The sequence below is a fragment of the Tsukamurella pulmonis genome (genome assembly GCF_900103175.1).
Lineage (GTDB): Bacteria > Actinomycetota > Actinomycetes > Mycobacteriales > Mycobacteriaceae > Tsukamurella > Tsukamurella pulmonis.
The window spans coordinates 872,703-887,697 of record NZ_FNLF01000002.1; the positions used below are offsets into that span (position 1 = coordinate 872,703).

The window sequence follows — 14,995 nt, forward strand, 5'->3', positions numbered from 1 at the left end:
ATGGATCAACGACCCCCGCACGGGCCCCGGAGAGCCGACAGCGTCGTCGGCGTCCCGGCGGTCGACGGCGACACCCGCCCCCGCACCCTGCTCTGGCGGGCGATGACGGCGCACCCGAAGTACATGGTGCCCGCCGTCACGCTGGCGGCGCTGCACCAGCTGGGCGAGATGCTCGTGCCCGTCGTGGTGGGCAAGGCCATCGACCAGGGCGTGTCCACCGGCGACGGCGGCGCGCTCCTGCGCTGGATCCTGGTGCTCGGGGTGACCTTCGCGGTGCTCTCGTTCAGTTTCCGCTACGCCTCGCGGCTCGGCTGGATCGCGATGAACTTCATCGATCACGCGCTGCGCATGCGGATCAGCGACCGCATCCTCGACCCGCACGGGCTCGGCGGGCCGAAGCGGATGCCGGGCGAGCTGCTCTCCATCTCCTCCGCGGACACGAACGCGGTGGCCCGCAGCAAGGGCGTGCTGATCTACCCGATCGGCAACATGGTGGGCATCGTCTTCGCCGCCGTCGTGCTGTTCACCATCTCCTGGCCGCTGGGCGTGGCCACCCTGCTCGGGGCCGTCGTCGTGGTGGTCCTCTCCGACAAGATCGGCGGGCCGCTCTCGAAGCGGGTCGCCGGGCAGCAGCGCGAGGCCGCCGGCGCGGCCGGCACCGCGGCCGACCTCATGTACGGCGTGCGCGTGGTCAAGGGCCTCGGCGCCGAGGGCGCCGCCGTCGAGCGCTACCGCCTGCGCTCGCAGCGCGCCCTGGCCGCGACGCTGCAGGCGAACCGCGCCTCCGCGGCGCTCTCGGGCACCCTCACCGTGGTCGGCGGCTTCTTCGTCGTCGGCATCGCGCTCATCGCCGGGCTGCAGGCCGTGGCCGGCGACATCACCATCGGCCAGCTCATCACCGTGATCGGGCTGGCACAGCTCATCACCGAGCCCATCAACTTCATCGGGCGCGTCGCCAGCGTGATGTGGGCGTCGGGCAAGGCCTCGGCCGCCCGCGTCCTGTCGGTGCTGCAGGCGCCGCCGCTGCTGCCCGACCAGGGCGACGCCGACGTGCCCGCCGGGCCGATCACGCTGCGCCTCGGAGCCGACGAGGTGACCGTGCCGCAGGGCCGGCTCACCGTGCTCGACGTGGCACCCGAGCACGCCGCGGCCGCCACCGCCGCGCTCGCCCTCGCCGACGTGCCCGAGCCCGGCATCGCCCGGATCGGCGACGCCGACGTGCGTGCCATCGCCCCCGGCCGGCTGCGGGAATCGGTGCTCGTCGCCCCGCACCTCGGGGACCTGTTCGACGGCACCGTGCTCGAGAACGTCGAGCTCGGCGGGGACAGTGCGGGGGCCGAGCGCGCGGTCACCGTCGACGCGGCCGTGCTCGCCGCCGGCCTCGACGACCTGATCGCCGACGACGCCCTCGACAAGGCCGTGGGCGAGGGCGGCACCGCCCTCTCCGGCGGCCAGCGCCAGCGGGTCGCGCTCGCCCGCGCCCTCTACGCCGACCCCGACGTCCTGGTACTCGACGACCCCACCACCGCCGTCGACTCGGTCACCGAGGCCGCGGTCGTGCAGCGGGTGCGCCGGCTGCGCGCCGGCCGCACCACCGTCGTCTTCACCGGATCGCCCGCGTGGCTCGCCGCCGCCCGCGCCGAGGAGGTGCCCGCATGAGCGCCACCGAGACCCGCCGGCCCGAGCAGCTGACCGTCGCGACCGGCGCGCAGGTGCGCGCCGTCGTCGGCGCGGCGGCCCGCCCGCATCGCGCCCGCTTCCTCGCGGCCTTCGTCCTGCTCGTCGCCGGGGCCGCGGCCGCGCTGGTCACGCCCCGCCTGCTGGGCGCCTTCGTCGACCTCGTCCGCGACGACCTCGCCATCTTCGGGGCGCACGGCGCCGCCGCCGTCTGGACCTCCGCGGCGGTGATGCTCGGCGCCACGATCGCCTCCGCCCTGTTCACCGCGTACGGCTTCGTACTCATGGCCGGCGCCGTGGACCGGGTGATCGCGCGGCTGCGCGAGCGGGTCATCGACAGCGGCATGCACCTGCCGCTCGCGCGCCTCGAACGCGTGGGCCCCGGCGACCTGATCGCCCGCACCACCGACGACGTCACCGTGCTCACGCAGACCGTCAACGAGACGCTGCCCGCCATCACCGGCGCGGGCTTCGCCGTCGCCGTCACCCTGGTCGGCATGGGCGTGCTCGACTGGCGGTTCGTCCTCGTCGCCCTCGTGCTGGCGCCCGTGTACTACTTCGCGATCCGCCGCTACCGCCGCCACGCGCCCGCGCAGTACCTCGAGGAGCGCCGCCGCCGCGGCCGCCGCGCCGCCGAGCTGCTCGCATCGGTCCGCGGCCTGCCGACGGTCCGCGCGTTCGGGCTGCAGGCGGACCGTCGCGCCCGGATCAGCGAGCACTCCTGGGCCGTGGTCCGGCTCGCCGTGAACATCCGGATCATCAACAACCGGTTGTTCGGGCGGGTCAACTTCGCCGAGTGGCTGGGCATGACTCTGCTGCTGCTCATCGGATTCCAGCTGGTGCGCGACGAGGCCGTCACCGTCGGCGTGGTCACCGCGGCCACCCTGTACTTCCTGCGCCTGTTCGGGCCGATCGGCCAGCTGATGCTCGTCGTCGATCCCATCTCCTCGGCGTCCGCCTCGCTGCAGCGCGTGGTGGGCGTCATCGTCGAGAACGAGGGAGCGGCGGCCGTCGGCGGGACCGACGCGGGCACCGGCGGCGCCGGGGCGATCGACGTGCGGGGGCTGCACTTCTCCTACGGCGAGCGCGACGTGCTGCACGCGGTGGATCTCGCGGTGCCCGCGGGCCGCACGGTCGCCGTGGTCGGCGCCTCGGGCGCCGGCAAGTCGACGCTCGCCGCGATCCTCGCGGGCGCCCGCCCGGCGGGCACCGGCACGGTGCTGCTCGACGGTGCCGACATCGCGGACCTGGACCCGGCGACCCGCGCGCGCCGCATCTGCCTGGTCACCCAGGACGTGCACGTCTTCGCCGGCACCCTCGCCGACGACCTGCGGCTGGTGGCGCCCGAGGCCACCGACGACGAGCTGCGTGCGGCGCTCGCGACCGCCGGGCTCGATCTCGAACTCGACCGCGAGGTCGGCGCCCAGGCCGGTGCGCTGACCCCCGTGCAGGCGCAGCAGGTGGCGCTGGCCCGCGTCGCGCTGCTCGATCCGCCGGTGGTGGTCCTCGACGAGGCCACCGCGGAAGCGGGATCGGCGGGCGCCGCCGAGCTGGAGGAGGCCGCGCACCGGATCACGGGCGGCCGCACCGCCGTGGTCATCGCGCACCGCCTCGCACAGGCGGCCCGTGCCGACGAGGTGGTGCTCATGGCCGACGGCCGGATCGCCGAGCGGGGCACGCACGCCGAGCTCGTCGCCGCCGGCGGCGCCTACGCCGAGCTGTGGGCCGCGTGGTCGCGGGGCCGCGACGAGGATGCGCCGTCGAACGATCATGCCGAGGACGCGCAGCCCCGCGCCCTCGACGAGCCGCCGAGCCCAGCGAGAGGAACCGACGAATGACCGCACGCACGGACCACCGAGGCCGCCACCGGGAACGCATCGCGGAGGTCCTCGCGGGCGAGGTGGACGGCGCCGACCGCGTCCCGTACCCGATCGGGCTGCGCGAGCTGCAGGTCGTGCGCACCCGCCGGCTCGGCAGCGCCCTGATCCGCGTGACGCTGGGCGGGGCCGAGCTCGAGGGCTTCCAGACCCACGCCGCGGACGATCACGTGAAGTTCGTGCTGCCCGGCGAGGACGGCGTGCTGACCCTGCCGGAGAAGAACGGCCTGATGCTGCGCTGGCCGCGCGACCCGCGGCCCACCACCCGCGAGTACACCGTGCGCCGCTACGACGTGCTCGCCGGTGAGCTCGACATCGACATCGCGCTGCACCGCGGCGGCCTCGGATCGGACTGGGCGGAGGCCGCCGCACCCGGCGACACCGTGCACGTCGCGGGCCCGCCCGGCGGCGTGATCGTGCCGCCCCTCTACAGCCGCTACCTGCTCGTCGGCGACATCACCGCACTGCCCGCGATCGACCGCTGGCTCGAGGAGCTGCCGCGCGACGCCCGCGGCTGGGCCCTCATCGAGGTGGCCGACGCGCAGGAGCAGATCGAGCTCGATCCGCCGCCCGGCGTCGAGGTCCGCTGGTGCCACCGCGGCGCCGCCGCGCCCGGCACGTCGGACGTGCTGGAGCGGGCCGTCGCCGACCTGCCGCAGGCCGTGCCCGACGGTGAGCGCTGGTACGCCTGGCTCGCGGGCGAGGCGGGCTCGCTCAAGCCGCTGCGCCGCTGGCTCGCGAGCACCTGGAAGCCCGCCGCGCGGGACTGCGACATCACCGGCTACTGGAAGCTCGGCATCGCCGACTTCGACGAGGACGATCACTGATGCACACCTTCGTCACCGGCGCCGCGTCCGGGATCGGCGCCGCGACCGCGCTGCGGCTCGCCCGCCGCGGCCCCGTCGCCCTCGCGGACCGCGACGCCGACGGCCTCGTGGCGACGGCCCGGGCCGTCACGGACGCGGGCGGCACCGCCACCGCGCACGTGCTCGACGTGACCGACGCGGACGACGTCGCCGCCGCGCTCGACGCCGCGGAGAAGGCGGGCGGGCCCGTCGACGCGCTCGCGCACTGCGCCGGAATCCTCGTGGCGGGGCCGGTTCTCGACACCGCTGCCGAGGACTGGGCGGCCGCGCTCGCGGTGAACCTGACGGGCACGGTGAACGTGCTCACCGCCGCCGCCCGCCGGATGGCCGAGCGCGGCGCGGGCGCCGCGGTGGTGGTCGGCTCCAACGCCGGCAACGGCCCCCGGGTGGGGCTCGGCGCCTACGGCGCGTCGAAAGCCGCCGCGCACAACGCGACCCTCACGCTGGCACTGGAACTCGCGGGCAGCGGGGTGCGGATCAACGTCGTCGCGCCCGGCTCCACCGCCACCCCGATGCAGACCGCCTTCGGTGGCGCGGCCGCCGCCGAGGCGGCGATCGCCGGCGACCTGGCGCGGCACCGGCTCGCGATCCCGTTGGGCCGCATCGCCGATCCCGAGGACATCGCAGGGGCCATCGACTACCTGCTCTCGCCCGATGCGCGGCACGTGACCGCGCAGGTACTCACCGTCGACGGAGGCGCCACCGTATGACCAGCACCGAAACCCGGTACTTCCCCGAGGAGTTCGCGGCGCGCTACCGCGCCGCCGGCTACTGGACGTCGGAGACCTTCGCATCCTTCCTCGCGGAGGCCGCGGACCGCTTCGGCGACGCCGAGGCCCTCGTCGCACAGGACCACACCGGCGCTCCGGTGCGGCTGAGCTACCGCGAGCTGGACACGGCGGCGGCTGTGACCGCGGTGAGGTTGCGCGCCAAGGGGATCGCCGCAGGCGATCGGGTGGTGCTGCAGCTGCCGAACACGGCCGAGTTCGTCACCGTGCTGTTCGGCCTGTTCCGCCTCGGGGCGATCCCCGTGTTCGCGCTGCCCGCGCACCGGCGTAGTGAGCTCGTCCATTTCGTCCGCACCGCCGGGGCGAAGGCCCTGATCACGGCGGCGGCCATCAGCCGCTTCGACCACCGCGCGCTGGCCGCCGAGGTCGCCGCGGAGACCGGAGTCGAGGTCCTCGTCGTCGACGACCTGCCGTTCGGTGCCTCTGCGGAGGCGCCTGCCGTCACCGACGTCGACGGCGTGTTCGGGCCGGGCGGCGTGTTCGGCACCGGGATCGCGAGCGGGACGCCCGCCACCGTCGACCCCGAATCCCTGGCGTTCCTGCAGCTCTCGGGCGGCACCACCGGTGTGCCCAAGCTGATCCCGCGCACGCATGCCGACTACCTGTACTCCGTCCGCGAGTCCGCGAAGATCTGCGGGCTCGGACCCGGCAGCAGATTCCTGGTGGTGCTGCCCGTCGCGCACAACTTCCCCATGAGCAGCCCCGGCATCCTGGGCGTGCTGTGGGCCGGCGGCACCGTCGTGCTGGGGACGGATCCCGCACCGTCGAAGGCGTTCCCGCTGATCGAAGCGGAGAAGGTGACCATGACCTCGCTCGTGCCGCCGCTCGCGATGCTCTGGCTGCAGGCCCGGGCCGGCGGCGGCGCCGACGCGGACCTGAGCAGCCTCGACGTGCTGCAGGTGGGCGGCGCCAAGTTCCCGCCCGAGGCCGCGCAGCGCGTGACGCCCGAGTTGGGCTGCCGCCTGCAGCAGGTCTTCGGGATGGCCGAGGGGCTGGTGAACTACACCCGCGACGACGACCCCGAGGAGCTGGTGCTGGGCACCCAGGGCCGGGCCATCTCGCCCGACGACGAGGTGCGCGTCCTCGACGAGGACGGGACGCCCGTCGCGCCCGGCGAGCCCGGCCTGCTGTGGACCCGCGGGCCCTACACGATCCGCGGCTACCTCGGCGGCGTCGACGCCGAATCCTTCGACGCCGAGGGCTTCTACCGCACCGGCGACATCGTGCGGCGGCTGCCGAGCGGGCACCTCGTGGTCGAGGGCCGCGCCAAGGACCAGATCAACCGGGGCGGCGAGAAGATCGCCGCCGAGGAGGTGGAGAACCACCTGCTCGCCCACCCGCTGGTGATCGATGCGGCCGTCGTGGCCGTGGCCGACGAGTTCCTCGGCGAGCGCACCTGCGCCGTCGTGCTGACCGGGGACGAGCGGCCGACCGCTCCGGAATTGAAGAAGTTCGTCCGCGCGCGCGGCGTGGCCGAGTACAAGGTGCCCGACCGGGTGGAGTTCGTCACCGAGTTCCCCACGACGGGCGTCGGCAAGATCAGTCGCCGCGAACTGCGGCGCGCGCTGGCGGAACTCGTCCGTCGCGCGGAGGAGGAGAAGTAAATGGCCCTGCCGAAAACGGTCGTCTACGACCTGCCCGAGATCGAGTGCGCCGACACCGTCGACTGGACCGTCGAGCCCTCGCGCGCCGTCCTGCTGATCCACGACATGCAGGAGCACTTCGTGGGCCCGTTCGAGCGGGAGGCGGAGCCGCTGCGCACCGTCGTGCCGAACATCGTGGCGCTGCGTGCCGCGGCCCGCGCCGCCGGCGTGCCCGTCGTCTACACGGCCCAGCCCGGCGATCAGGACCCCGAGGAGCGCGCGCTGCTCACCGACTTCTGGGGCCCCGGCCTCAAGACCGCGAACCAGGACATCATCGGGGAGCTGACCCCCGCCGACGACGACGTGCTGCTCACCAAGTGGCGCTACAGCGCGTTCGCCAAGTCGGACCTCGCCGAGCGGATGCGGGCCTGGGGCCGCGATCAGCTGGTGATCGCCGGGATCTACGCCCACATCGGGATCATGACCACCGCGCTCGACGCCTTCATGCGCGACGTGCAGCCGTACGTGGTGCGCGACGCCGTCGCCGACTTCTCCGCACAGGATCACGCCAACGCGATCACCTATGTGGCGGGCCGGTGCGGCAGAGTGGAGACTACGGTCAAGGTTCTGGAGGCATTGCGATGACGGCGACCACGAGCGGGGAGAGCGACCATCAGCACTTCCTGCTGACCGCCGCCGGGCAGCGTCTCGCCGCCCGCGGCACCGCCGCGACCTTCACCGACCCGCACGCCGCGGCCGCCGCGCTGCGCGCCGGCAGCGTCTCGTCCGTGGTCGGTGCCCTGCCCTTCGACCTGGCCGATCCCGCCGCGCTGACGGTGCCCGAGCACTTCGGGCCGGTGGCCGCCCCGGCCGGGACCGCCACCGTCGAACTGCCGACCCTGACCCAGACCGCCCAGCACCCCGCGCCGGCCGAGCACGTCGAGCGCGTGCGCCGCGCCGTCGCCCTGATCGGGGATTCCGCGCTGCGCAAGGTGGTGCTGGCGCGCGCCGTCGACTTCGAGGCCGATGCGCCGCTCGACCCGCTCGCCGTGGCCGCCGCCCTCGAACAGCGCGACCTGGAGGGCAACGCCTTCGCGGTGGACCTGCGCGCGGCCGGCGACGACTACCGCGGTCGCTGGCTCGTCGGCTCGAGCCCGGAGATCCTCGTCGGCCGGATGGGTGGCACCGTCTTCTGCCATCCCTTCGCCGGCACCGCCACCTCGCCCGACGGGCTGCTCGAGTCCGCGAAGGACCGCGAGGAGCACGCCTACGTCGTCGACGAGATCGCCTCCGCCCTCGCGCCGCTGTGCGCCGAGATGGACGTGCCCGACGCACCGTCGGTGACCCGGGCGGGGCCCGTGTGGCACCTCGGCACCAAGATCGAGGGCCGGCTCGCCGACCCCGCGACCACCGCGCTCGACCTCGCGCTCGCGCTGCACCCCACGCCCGCGGTCTGCGGCTTCCCGCGGCGCACCGCCGCGGGTGCCATCGCCGAGATCGAGGGGGAGCGGGGCTTCTACGCCGGCGCCGTGGGCTGGACCGCCGCGAACGGCGACGGGCACTGGCGCGTGAGCATCCGCTGCGCCGAGCTCGACGGTGCGCGGCTGCGCGCGTACGCCGGCGGCGGCATCGTCGGGGCCTCGGACCCGCAGGCCGAGCTCGCGGAGACCCGCAACAAGCTGCGCACCGTGCTCGGCCCGTTCCGGCTCACCGAGACCGCGCGGAACTGACGGTCCGCCCGGAACCCGCCGGTTCAGGCGCCGTGGAAGGCGCGGTAGACGGCGGAGCCGTAGAACTCGCCGATCCGCTCGGAATCGCCGCGCCAGGAGGCATCGGCATCGTCGGGCCGGCCCGCGAGCATCGAGCGCACCGCCGCCTCGCACGCGGAGACGAACAGCTCCATCAGCATCGGGAGCTTCTCGTCGAGATCCTGCATGTCCCACCAGCGGACGAGCGCGGGGCGGATCCACTCCTCGGCCTGGTGCGCCAGCGTCGCGCGGGCGTCCTGGACGCGGTGCACGACCTCCGGGTCGGTGACGCCGGAGAAGAGCAGCTGCCAGGTGTCGGCGCGCTCGTTGACCGCGGCCAGCAGGCCGCGCATGCCGATGATGAACGCCGTCTCCGGATCCTCGCCGTGCGCGCTGTGCAGCGACGTCAGGACGTACGCCATCATCGTCTCGGTCTCGCGGTCGAGCAGCTCGGTGATGAGCGCGACGCGATCCGGGAAGCAGGAGTAGATCACGGGGCGCGTGACCTGCAGCCGGTCGGCGACGGTGCCGATCGTGACGGCGGCCAGGCCGTCGCGCGCTGCGATCTCCAGCGCGGCGTCGAGGACCTGGGGGCGGCGGCGCTCGGGCCCGAGATGTTCGGCCCGGCGGCGTCCGCGGTTGGCGGTGGTAGGCATTCCACACAGTTTACGCGCGGGGGCGGCGCGGCCGTCCCGCCCGGCGGGCACCGCGCGTTCACACGACGTTCACCGGCCGGTCCGCGCCTGCCCGTAGCCTTCGGCGCGTGATGGATCTCGACCTGCCCGTGGGCATCGACTTGAGCGCGGTCAGCGGCCGCGAGGCGCTGCAGAAGATCGTCGATCTGCGGGCGACCGAGGGCTTTACCGTGAACGACGACGATGACGATGATCCGGTGCTGCTCACCCCCGAGCGGCACGTCGTCGACACCTGGCGCGAGGGCTACCCGTACGCGGAGCGCCTCGCCCGGTCGGAGTACGAGCGGGACAAGCGCCTGCTGCAGATCGAGCTGCTCAAGCTGCAGCGCTGGGTCAAGGACACCGGTCAGCGGCTGGTCATCGTGTTCGAGGGCCGCGACGCCGCCGGCAAGGGCGGCACCATCAAGCGCTTCATGGAGCACCTGAACCCGCGTGGCGCGCGCGTGGTGGCGCTGGTCAAGCCCACCGAGCGCGAGGCCGGCGAGTGGTACTTCCAGCGCTACATCGACCACTTCCCGACCAAGGGCGAGATCGTGCTGTTCGACCGCTCCTGGTACAACCGCGGCGGGGTCGAGCGGGTCATGGGCTTCTGCTCCGACGAGCAGCACGAGCGCTGGACCCACCAGGTGCCGCTGTTCGAGAAGATGCTGGTCGAGGACGGCATCGATGTGACCAAGTTCTGGTTCTCGGTCACCCAGCTCGAGCAGCGCACCCGCTTCGCGATCCGCCAGATCGACCCCGTGCGGCAGTGGAAGCTCTCGCCGATGGACCTCGCCTCGCTGGACAAGTGGGACGCCTACACCGCGGCCAAGGAGGAGATGTTCGGCGCGACCGACACCGACTACGCGCCGTGGACCGTGGTCAAGAGCAACGACAAGAAGCGCGCCCGGCTCAACGCCATGCGCTACATCCTCGACAAGTTCGACTACGACAACAAGGACATGGACGTCCTCGCGTCGGGGCCGGATCCGCTGATCGTCGGCCGCGGCCGCGACCTGATCAGCGACTGACGGTGCGCGGAGCGCACCGCGCGCGGACCGGAGCGGACCTGGCCGCGCGGCACCGTCGAGTACCGTTGTCGCCGTGCGTTCTCTGACGTCCTTCCTCCTCGTTCTCGTGGCGATCGCGGCCACGTTCGTGGCGGTCCCCGCGGCCTGGGCGAAGTACACGGTGCTCGACCGCGCCGAGTTCACCGAGCTCATGGAGCCGCTGGGGCGCGACCGCGGCGTGCAGGACGCGATGGCGCAGGAGATCGCCCAGCAGGTGCAGCGACTGCTCACCGAGCAGGGCGACGTCCGGCCGCCGCTGGATGCGATCACCCCGTACGTCTCGGCCTACGTGCACGGGCCGCAGTTCCCGGCCGCGTTCACCGAGGCCGTGGGGCAGGTCCACACCTGGCTGCTGGTGCGGCCCACCGAGGAGCAGCGGTTGCGCGGCGCCACCACCGCGGAGATCGACCTCGCGCCGATGATCCGCGACGTGGCCGCCGCCAACGACGTGAAGGTGAACGTCCCCGAGCGGGTCACCATCGATCTGTCCGGGACGGGCGCCAACCGGGACCTGTTCCGGGCCGGACGGTACGCCTCCGTCGCCGACATGATCCGCTCCGCGGCGTGGATCGCGCCCCTGACCGCGATCGTCGCGGCCCTGCTCGCGCTACTGGCCGCGCACCGTCGGGGATTCCTGATGTTCTACCTGGGGCTCGGCGTCGCCGTCGCGGCGGGCGTGACCTGGATGCTGTGCGTGGTGGCACCGTCGTACGTGTCGGGCCGCAGCGGCTCCGGCGGGCTGAGCCCGACGGTGCTCGACGCGGCGCTGGCGCAGGTGACGAAGAGCCTGACGCCGTGGATCGTCACCGAGGCCGCGATCGGGGGCGCGCTGGCCCTGCTGGGGCTGGTCTTCGGCGGTCTCGGCGCCGTCGCGGCGCGGCGGGCGGAGCGGCGCGCGTGGTGAGGTCGACCGCGCGGCCGACCGTCGCGACGCTGACCTACAAGGACGGGACGACGAACCCCGTCCGGATCTTCCGCGGCCCGGATCCCTCGGCGCCCGTGGTGATGATCTGGCCCGGGGTGAACGTGCCCGCCGGGTACTTCGACGACTTCGGGCGCGGCCTCATCGACGCCGGCTTCAACGCGGTGGTCGCCGAGCTTCGGGGGCAGGGCGATTCGCGTCCTCGCGGTGCCGCGGGCACACACGGCTTCCAGGACGTGGTGACCGAGGACTACCCGGCCGTGTCCGCGCTGGCGCGACAGAAGTTCCCCGGCGCGCCGCGAATCCTGCTGGGACACAGCCTCGGTGGTCTGATGGGCGCGATGTACGCCGCGCGGGCCCGGCGCAATCTCGCCGGGGTGATCCTGATCGCCTGCGGCACCGGCTATTACAAGCTCGACGGTCTCTCGGGCACCGCGCGCCGGATCGGCACGTCGGTCGCCGCGCGCGCCGCCGCCCGACGGGGCCACTGGTCCGGTCCGGACGGTCTCGGCGAGGTGCCGGCCGGGATCGTGGCCGATTTCGACCACCTGGTGCAGACGGGTGACTTCAACGTCGCCGGCGCGGACGTGGACTACGAGGCCCGTCTCGCGGGGACGCGCACGCCGGTACTGACCGTCGCCATCGCCGGGGACGAGCTGGTCTCCGAGCGGCAGTCGCGGTTCGTGGGGGAGAAGTTCCCCGCGTCGGAGCATCGGAGGATCGACGAGCCGCTCGGGCACAACCAGTGGATCCTCTCGCCCGATGCGGTGATCCCGACGTTGTCCGGGTGGATCGTGGAGCGTTAGCAAATCGCCGACAGCCGTGGAGCCTCGGCTTGATACATTCGGCAACGTGAATACACGCTCCGAGAAAGTGCGAGTCATGTGGGCGGCTGTGGCAGTGATGGCCGTGGCGGTCGGAGCTGTGGCCGGGGTGCTCGGCAGTGCGTGGCTGGCCACGCCGGTCGACGTACCCCGTCCGGGGGCGCCGCGCGCGACGGCCGAGTGGCCCTGTGTCGACTGCAGGGTCGCCCCACCGGTCAATTCGGTCGGTGTGGTGATCACTGCCGGTGTCACGGACTCGGTTCGGCGGCCGTTCCTGCAGCCGTGCCCGGCGGGATTCCGCGCCAAGGGCAAGCGAGGAGACGGCGGAGTCTGCCCGTCGGAGACGTCGTTCCGGGTAGCGATGGAGCTGCTACCGGGGGCTCATCAGTTGCCTGATCGGGCCGCGATCGCGCACTGTCCGGCGGGCGGCGGTGGCGATTTCGACATCGTCGCGGAGCGTGGCGTGTACTCCGCGCACTCCGGACAGGACGCGCGCTCGCCCCGTCCCAACGAGGAACGGCGGTCGAACTGCGACGAAGTGCGGTCGACGCAGCCGGAGCTCAGGGCGGTGGCATTCGACGTGCATCAGCTGTTCTGGCTGCAGCGATACCAGTCGGAAACAGTCGACACCGCCAGTCAGCGGGTGGTCGAACCGATGCGTACGATCGGGTATCTGAAGACGGCGACTCTCGACGTTGTGGGAGTCCGGTCGGACGCGTAGTGCGCTCTGCGTCGTCAGCCCGCGAGGCCGGTGACCAGCACGGGGTTGTGCGCGGGCGCGAGCCATTTGAGCAGGGTGATCATGCCCTCGCGGCTGATCGCGACGCAGCCGAGCGTCGGGTTGCCGTCCGTGACGTGCAGGAACATCGCGCCGCCCTTGCCCGGGGTGTGGCTGGGGTTGTTGTCGAAGTGCACGGCGTAGTCGTAGACGGGACCGATGTCGTAGAGGTTCTCGCTCTCGGGCCCGGGGCTCGCCGCCTGCACGACCATCCGGTCGTACGTGGGGGAGTCGACGTTCCCGTCCCACCAGTGCTGGTTGGTCACCTTGGTGTACGGCAGCGTGGTGCCCGGGTTGTCCTGCCGGCCGAACGCGAGGTCGAGGCGGAAGACGCCGAACGGGGTGCGGGGCACACCGTCTTCGCCCTCGCCGATGCCCTGCTGCCCGACCTTGCCCGGGACCGGTCCGTAGACCTTGCTCCAGCCCTGTTCGAGCAGGGCCCAGGCCGAGACCTGCACGTCGGTGGAGGAGAACGACGGTGCCGCGACGGTGATGACCTCGCGGGCCGTCGGGGCCGCCGCGACCGCGGCATCGAGCAGTGCCTTGTCCGCCTCCGCTGCGGCGGCGTGCGGCACCGTCAGCGACGAGGCGACGGCGGCGGCCGGAAGCGCTGCGAATCCCACGAGCACCTGACGCCTCTTGAGCAACATGCGTCACAGTATGGCACGCGGAGCCCTGCGCGGGGGTGGTCCGCTTCCGTACGGTCGACGGCGTGACGACGACGAGGGACCTCTGGTTGCTGGTGGCGCGGGCGAGCGTCGGGGTGATGTTCTTCCTCAGCGGGTGGGGGAAGGCGGCGAACCCGAAGCGATTCGCCGCCGACTTCGCCGCCTGGGGAATCCCCGAACCCGACCTCGCCTCCACCGCGACGGCCTGGGCGGAGCTGATCCTGGGGGCGCTGCTGGTGCTCGGGCTGCTCACCCGCCTCGCGGCCGCCGGGCTGGCGGTCACCATGCTCGGCGCGATCTACTACTCCGTCTGGCCGGCGGCGACGGAGGCCTCGACCACGTTCACCGGCTTCCTGAGCCAGTTCTTCTACAGCCCCGAATGGCTGCTGCTCCTGCTTCTCCTCGCGCTCGCCGGCGCGGGCCCGGGGCGCTTCGCCCTCGACGAGCCGTTCGGCGTGGAGGCCCGGCTGCAGCGCAGGTGACGCCCTCGGGGCTCGTCCGTAACGAACCGCGCCCGCATCGCGAACCGTTTCGTAGCGGGCCTACGGAAGGGGCGTCATGGGGAAGATCGCTGCAACGCTCGGGATCATCGCCGGGATCGGGCTCCTGGCCGGCTGCGGGGGCGGGACCGACGGGGCCGGTTCGACGGTGACCGTGACGGCGTCCGCCGCCGACAGCGCGACGCCCGGCACCGTCACGCCGGGTACCGCCCCGCGCGAAACGACCGGCCCGTCCACCGGCCCCGCGACCGGCGCACCACCGGTGTCGAGCGTCCCGGCCGACGACTACCGCATCGGGGACGACGGCACGGGCGGCGATGTGTACTTCCGCAGCCCGACGGGCAACATCCACTGCCGGCTCGGCGATTGGACCGTGTCCGCCGCGGGCTGCCAGGCCAAGGACGCCCCGGTGCCGCCCGGCGGCGAGCAGGAGTGCGACGGGAACGAGATCTACCCCGCGTCGTCCCTGAGTCGCGGCTATCTACTGCGGCCCGACCGCGTCGTCCCGATGTGCTTCAACCAGGGCTATCTGGGAGCGGAGAAGGCGAAGACGCTGCCGTACAACACGTCCGTCTCCGCGAACGGCTACACGTGCACCTCACGGGCGGAGGGCGTGACCTGCCTGACCGCGGCGGGCGAGCACGGATTCTTCCTCTCCATGCAGGCGGCGCGGTCCTGGTGATCTCAGGATGCGGCGCCGCCCCGCAGGTGCTCCTCCACGCGCTCGAGCTTCGCGGTGAGCTGGCCCGTGTGCCCGGGGCGGATGTCGCACTTGACCACGAGCGAGACGCGCGGCGCGGTCTCGGCGAGGCGGTCGACACACGCCTTGATCACGCCCATCACCTCGTCCCACTCGCCCTCGATGGTGGTGAACATCGACGTGGTCTCGTTGGGCAGGCCGGAGGCGCGCACGATGGCGACCGCCTCCGCGACCGCGGCGGCGACGCCACCGTCGGGGCTCTGATCCCCGCCCATCGGGCTGATCGAGAACGCTGCGAGCATGAGTTTCTCCTTTCGGCG

16 protein-coding genes are annotated in these 14,995 nt (G+C 73.1%); 13 read left to right on the top strand and 3 right to left on the bottom strand.

The genetic code is table 11. The features are described from left to right. From BLQ62_RS04445 to BLQ62_RS04475, 7 genes are read left to right on the top strand one after another with little or no spacing between them, the layout of a single operon-like run. The gene (locus tag BLQ62_RS04445; protein ID WP_068567057.1) at positions 1-1,659 is read left to right on the top strand and encodes an ABC transporter transmembrane domain-containing protein; all 1,659 of its coding nucleotides are present in this window, start codon (positions 1-3) and stop codon (positions 1,657-1,659) included. Beyond that, positions 1,656-3,515, top strand: coding sequence for an ABC transporter ATP-binding protein (locus BLQ62_RS04450; protein WP_068567055.1), 1,860 nt, complete (start codon positions 1,656-1,658; stop codon positions 3,513-3,515). The genes BLQ62_RS04445 and BLQ62_RS04450 overlap by 4 nt, the downstream gene beginning before the upstream one ends. Continuing rightward, on the top strand, positions 3,512-4,381 hold the full coding sequence (locus tag BLQ62_RS04455; RefSeq protein WP_068533506.1) for a siderophore-interacting protein: 870 nt from the start codon (positions 3,512-3,514) through the stop codon (positions 4,379-4,381). Before BLQ62_RS04450 ends, BLQ62_RS04455 begins: the two co-directional genes overlap by 4 nt. Further along, positions 4,381-5,130, top strand: coding sequence for an SDR family oxidoreductase (locus tag BLQ62_RS04460; RefSeq protein WP_068567053.1), 750 nt, complete (start codon positions 4,381-4,383; stop codon positions 5,128-5,130). The genes BLQ62_RS04455 and BLQ62_RS04460 overlap by 1 nt, the downstream gene beginning before the upstream one ends. Next, positions 5,127-6,812 carry a (2,3-dihydroxybenzoyl)adenylate synthase gene (locus BLQ62_RS04465; protein WP_068567051.1) on the top strand — a complete coding sequence of 562 codons (1,686 nt, stop codon included), beginning with the start codon at positions 5,127-5,129 and terminating at the stop codon, positions 6,810-6,812. Before BLQ62_RS04460 ends, BLQ62_RS04465 begins: the two co-directional genes overlap by 4 nt. Further along, a complete protein-coding gene (locus tag BLQ62_RS04470; protein ID WP_068533500.1) occupies positions 6,813-7,436 on the top strand; it encodes an isochorismatase family protein in 624 nt (207 codons plus the stop codon). It abuts the gene before it with no gap. After that, positions 7,433-8,521, top strand: coding sequence for an isochorismate synthase (locus BLQ62_RS04475; RefSeq protein WP_068567049.1), 1,089 nt, complete (start codon positions 7,433-7,435; stop codon positions 8,519-8,521). The genes BLQ62_RS04470 and BLQ62_RS04475 overlap by 4 nt, the downstream gene beginning before the upstream one ends. A 23-nt stretch (positions 8,522-8,544) precedes the next feature. On the opposite strand, the gene BLQ62_RS04480 is transcribed toward BLQ62_RS04475, so the two are convergent. Further along, a complete protein-coding gene (locus tag BLQ62_RS04480; protein WP_068533495.1) occupies positions 8,545-9,195 on the bottom strand; it encodes a TetR/AcrR family transcriptional regulator in 651 nt (216 codons plus the stop codon). Positions 9,196-9,305: 110 nt separating this feature from the next. Between BLQ62_RS04480 and ppk2 the strand changes: the two genes are divergently transcribed. From ppk2 to BLQ62_RS04500, 4 genes are all read left to right on the top strand, one after another. After that, entirely contained in the window at positions 9,306-10,244 is a 939-nt protein-coding gene (gene ppk2 / locus BLQ62_RS04485) for a polyphosphate kinase 2 (RefSeq protein WP_115391399.1), read from the top strand. Positions 10,245-10,317: 73 nt separating this feature from the next. Then, the gene (locus BLQ62_RS04490; protein WP_139184154.1) at positions 10,318-11,187 is read left to right on the top strand and encodes a hypothetical protein; all 870 of its coding nucleotides are present in this window, start codon (positions 10,318-10,320) and stop codon (positions 11,185-11,187) included. Further along, entirely contained in the window at positions 11,181-12,011 is an 831-nt protein-coding gene (locus BLQ62_RS04495) for an alpha/beta fold hydrolase (protein WP_068567043.1), read from the top strand. The genes BLQ62_RS04490 and BLQ62_RS04495 overlap by 7 nt, the downstream gene beginning before the upstream one ends. A gap of 46 nt (positions 12,012-12,057) precedes the next feature. Next, positions 12,058-12,750 (top strand): hypothetical protein, encoded by a 693-nt coding sequence (locus BLQ62_RS04500; RefSeq protein ID WP_139184155.1) that lies wholly within the window; start codon positions 12,058-12,060, stop codon positions 12,748-12,750. 14 nt (positions 12,751-12,764) lie between these two features. Here BLQ62_RS04500 and BLQ62_RS04505 read toward each other — a convergent pair whose 3' ends face one another. Beyond that, positions 12,765-13,457, bottom strand: a complete 693-nt coding sequence (locus BLQ62_RS04505) for a L,D-transpeptidase family protein (protein ID WP_115391397.1) — start codon at positions 13,455-13,457, stop codon at positions 12,765-12,767. 62 nt (positions 13,458-13,519) lie between these two features. Here BLQ62_RS04505 and BLQ62_RS04510 point away from each other — a divergent pair, with 62 nt between their 5' ends. Both BLQ62_RS04510 and BLQ62_RS04515 read left to right on the top strand, forming a co-directional pair. Continuing rightward, the gene (locus BLQ62_RS04510) at positions 13,520-13,957 is read left to right on the top strand and encodes a DoxX family protein (RefSeq protein ID WP_139184156.1); all 438 of its coding nucleotides are present in this window, start codon (positions 13,520-13,522) and stop codon (positions 13,955-13,957) included. A 76-nt stretch (positions 13,958-14,033) separates the two neighbouring features. Beyond that, positions 14,034-14,657 (top strand): hypothetical protein, encoded by a 624-nt coding sequence (locus tag BLQ62_RS04515; protein ID WP_068567036.1) that lies wholly within the window; start codon positions 14,034-14,036, stop codon positions 14,655-14,657. 2 nt (positions 14,658-14,659) lie between these two features. Here the strand turns inward: BLQ62_RS04515 and BLQ62_RS04520 are convergent, their stop codons facing one another. Further along, positions 14,660-14,977 (bottom strand): thiamine-binding protein, encoded by a 318-nt coding sequence (locus BLQ62_RS04520; protein ID WP_068533484.1) that lies wholly within the window; start codon positions 14,975-14,977, stop codon positions 14,660-14,662. Between the last annotated feature and the right edge of the window lie 18 nt (positions 14,978-14,995).

What these genes read in the sequence shown, in the direction of transcription:
- BLQ62_RS04445 (WP_068567057.1), top strand. Translation starts at nt 1, where the DNA reads ATGGATCAACGACCCCCGCACGGGCCCCGGAGAGCCGACAGCGTCGTC.
- BLQ62_RS04450 (WP_068567055.1), top strand. Translation starts at nt 1,656, where the DNA reads ATGAGCGCCACCGAGACCCGCCGGCCCGAGCAGCTGACCGTCGCGACC.
- BLQ62_RS04455 (WP_068533506.1), top strand. Translation starts at nt 3,512, where the DNA reads ATGACCGCACGCACGGACCACCGAGGCCGCCACCGGGAACGCATCGCG.
- BLQ62_RS04460 (WP_068567053.1), top strand. Translation starts at nt 4,381, where the DNA reads ATGCACACCTTCGTCACCGGCGCCGCGTCCGGGATCGGCGCCGCGACC.
- BLQ62_RS04465 (WP_068567051.1), top strand. Translation starts at nt 5,127, where the DNA reads ATGACCAGCACCGAAACCCGGTACTTCCCCGAGGAGTTCGCGGCGCGC.
- BLQ62_RS04470 (WP_068533500.1), top strand. Translation starts at nt 6,813, where the DNA reads ATGGCCCTGCCGAAAACGGTCGTCTACGACCTGCCCGAGATCGAGTGC.
- BLQ62_RS04475 (WP_068567049.1), top strand. Translation starts at nt 7,433, where the DNA reads ATGACGGCGACCACGAGCGGGGAGAGCGACCATCAGCACTTCCTGCTG.
- BLQ62_RS04480 (WP_068533495.1), bottom strand. Translation starts at nt 9,195, where the DNA reads ATGCCTACCACCGCCAACCGCGGACGCCGCCGGGCCGAACATCTCGGG.
- ppk2 (WP_115391399.1), top strand. Translation starts at nt 9,306, where the DNA reads ATGGATCTCGACCTGCCCGTGGGCATCGACTTGAGCGCGGTCAGCGGC.
- BLQ62_RS04505 (WP_115391397.1), bottom strand. Translation starts at nt 13,457, where the DNA reads ATGTTGCTCAAGAGGCGTCAGGTGCTCGTGGGATTCGCAGCGCTTCCG.
- BLQ62_RS04515 (WP_068567036.1), top strand. Translation starts at nt 14,034, where the DNA reads ATGGGGAAGATCGCTGCAACGCTCGGGATCATCGCCGGGATCGGGCTC.
- BLQ62_RS04520 (WP_068533484.1), bottom strand. Translation starts at nt 14,977, where the DNA reads ATGCTCGCAGCGTTCTCGATCAGCCCGATGGGCGGGGATCAGAGCCCC.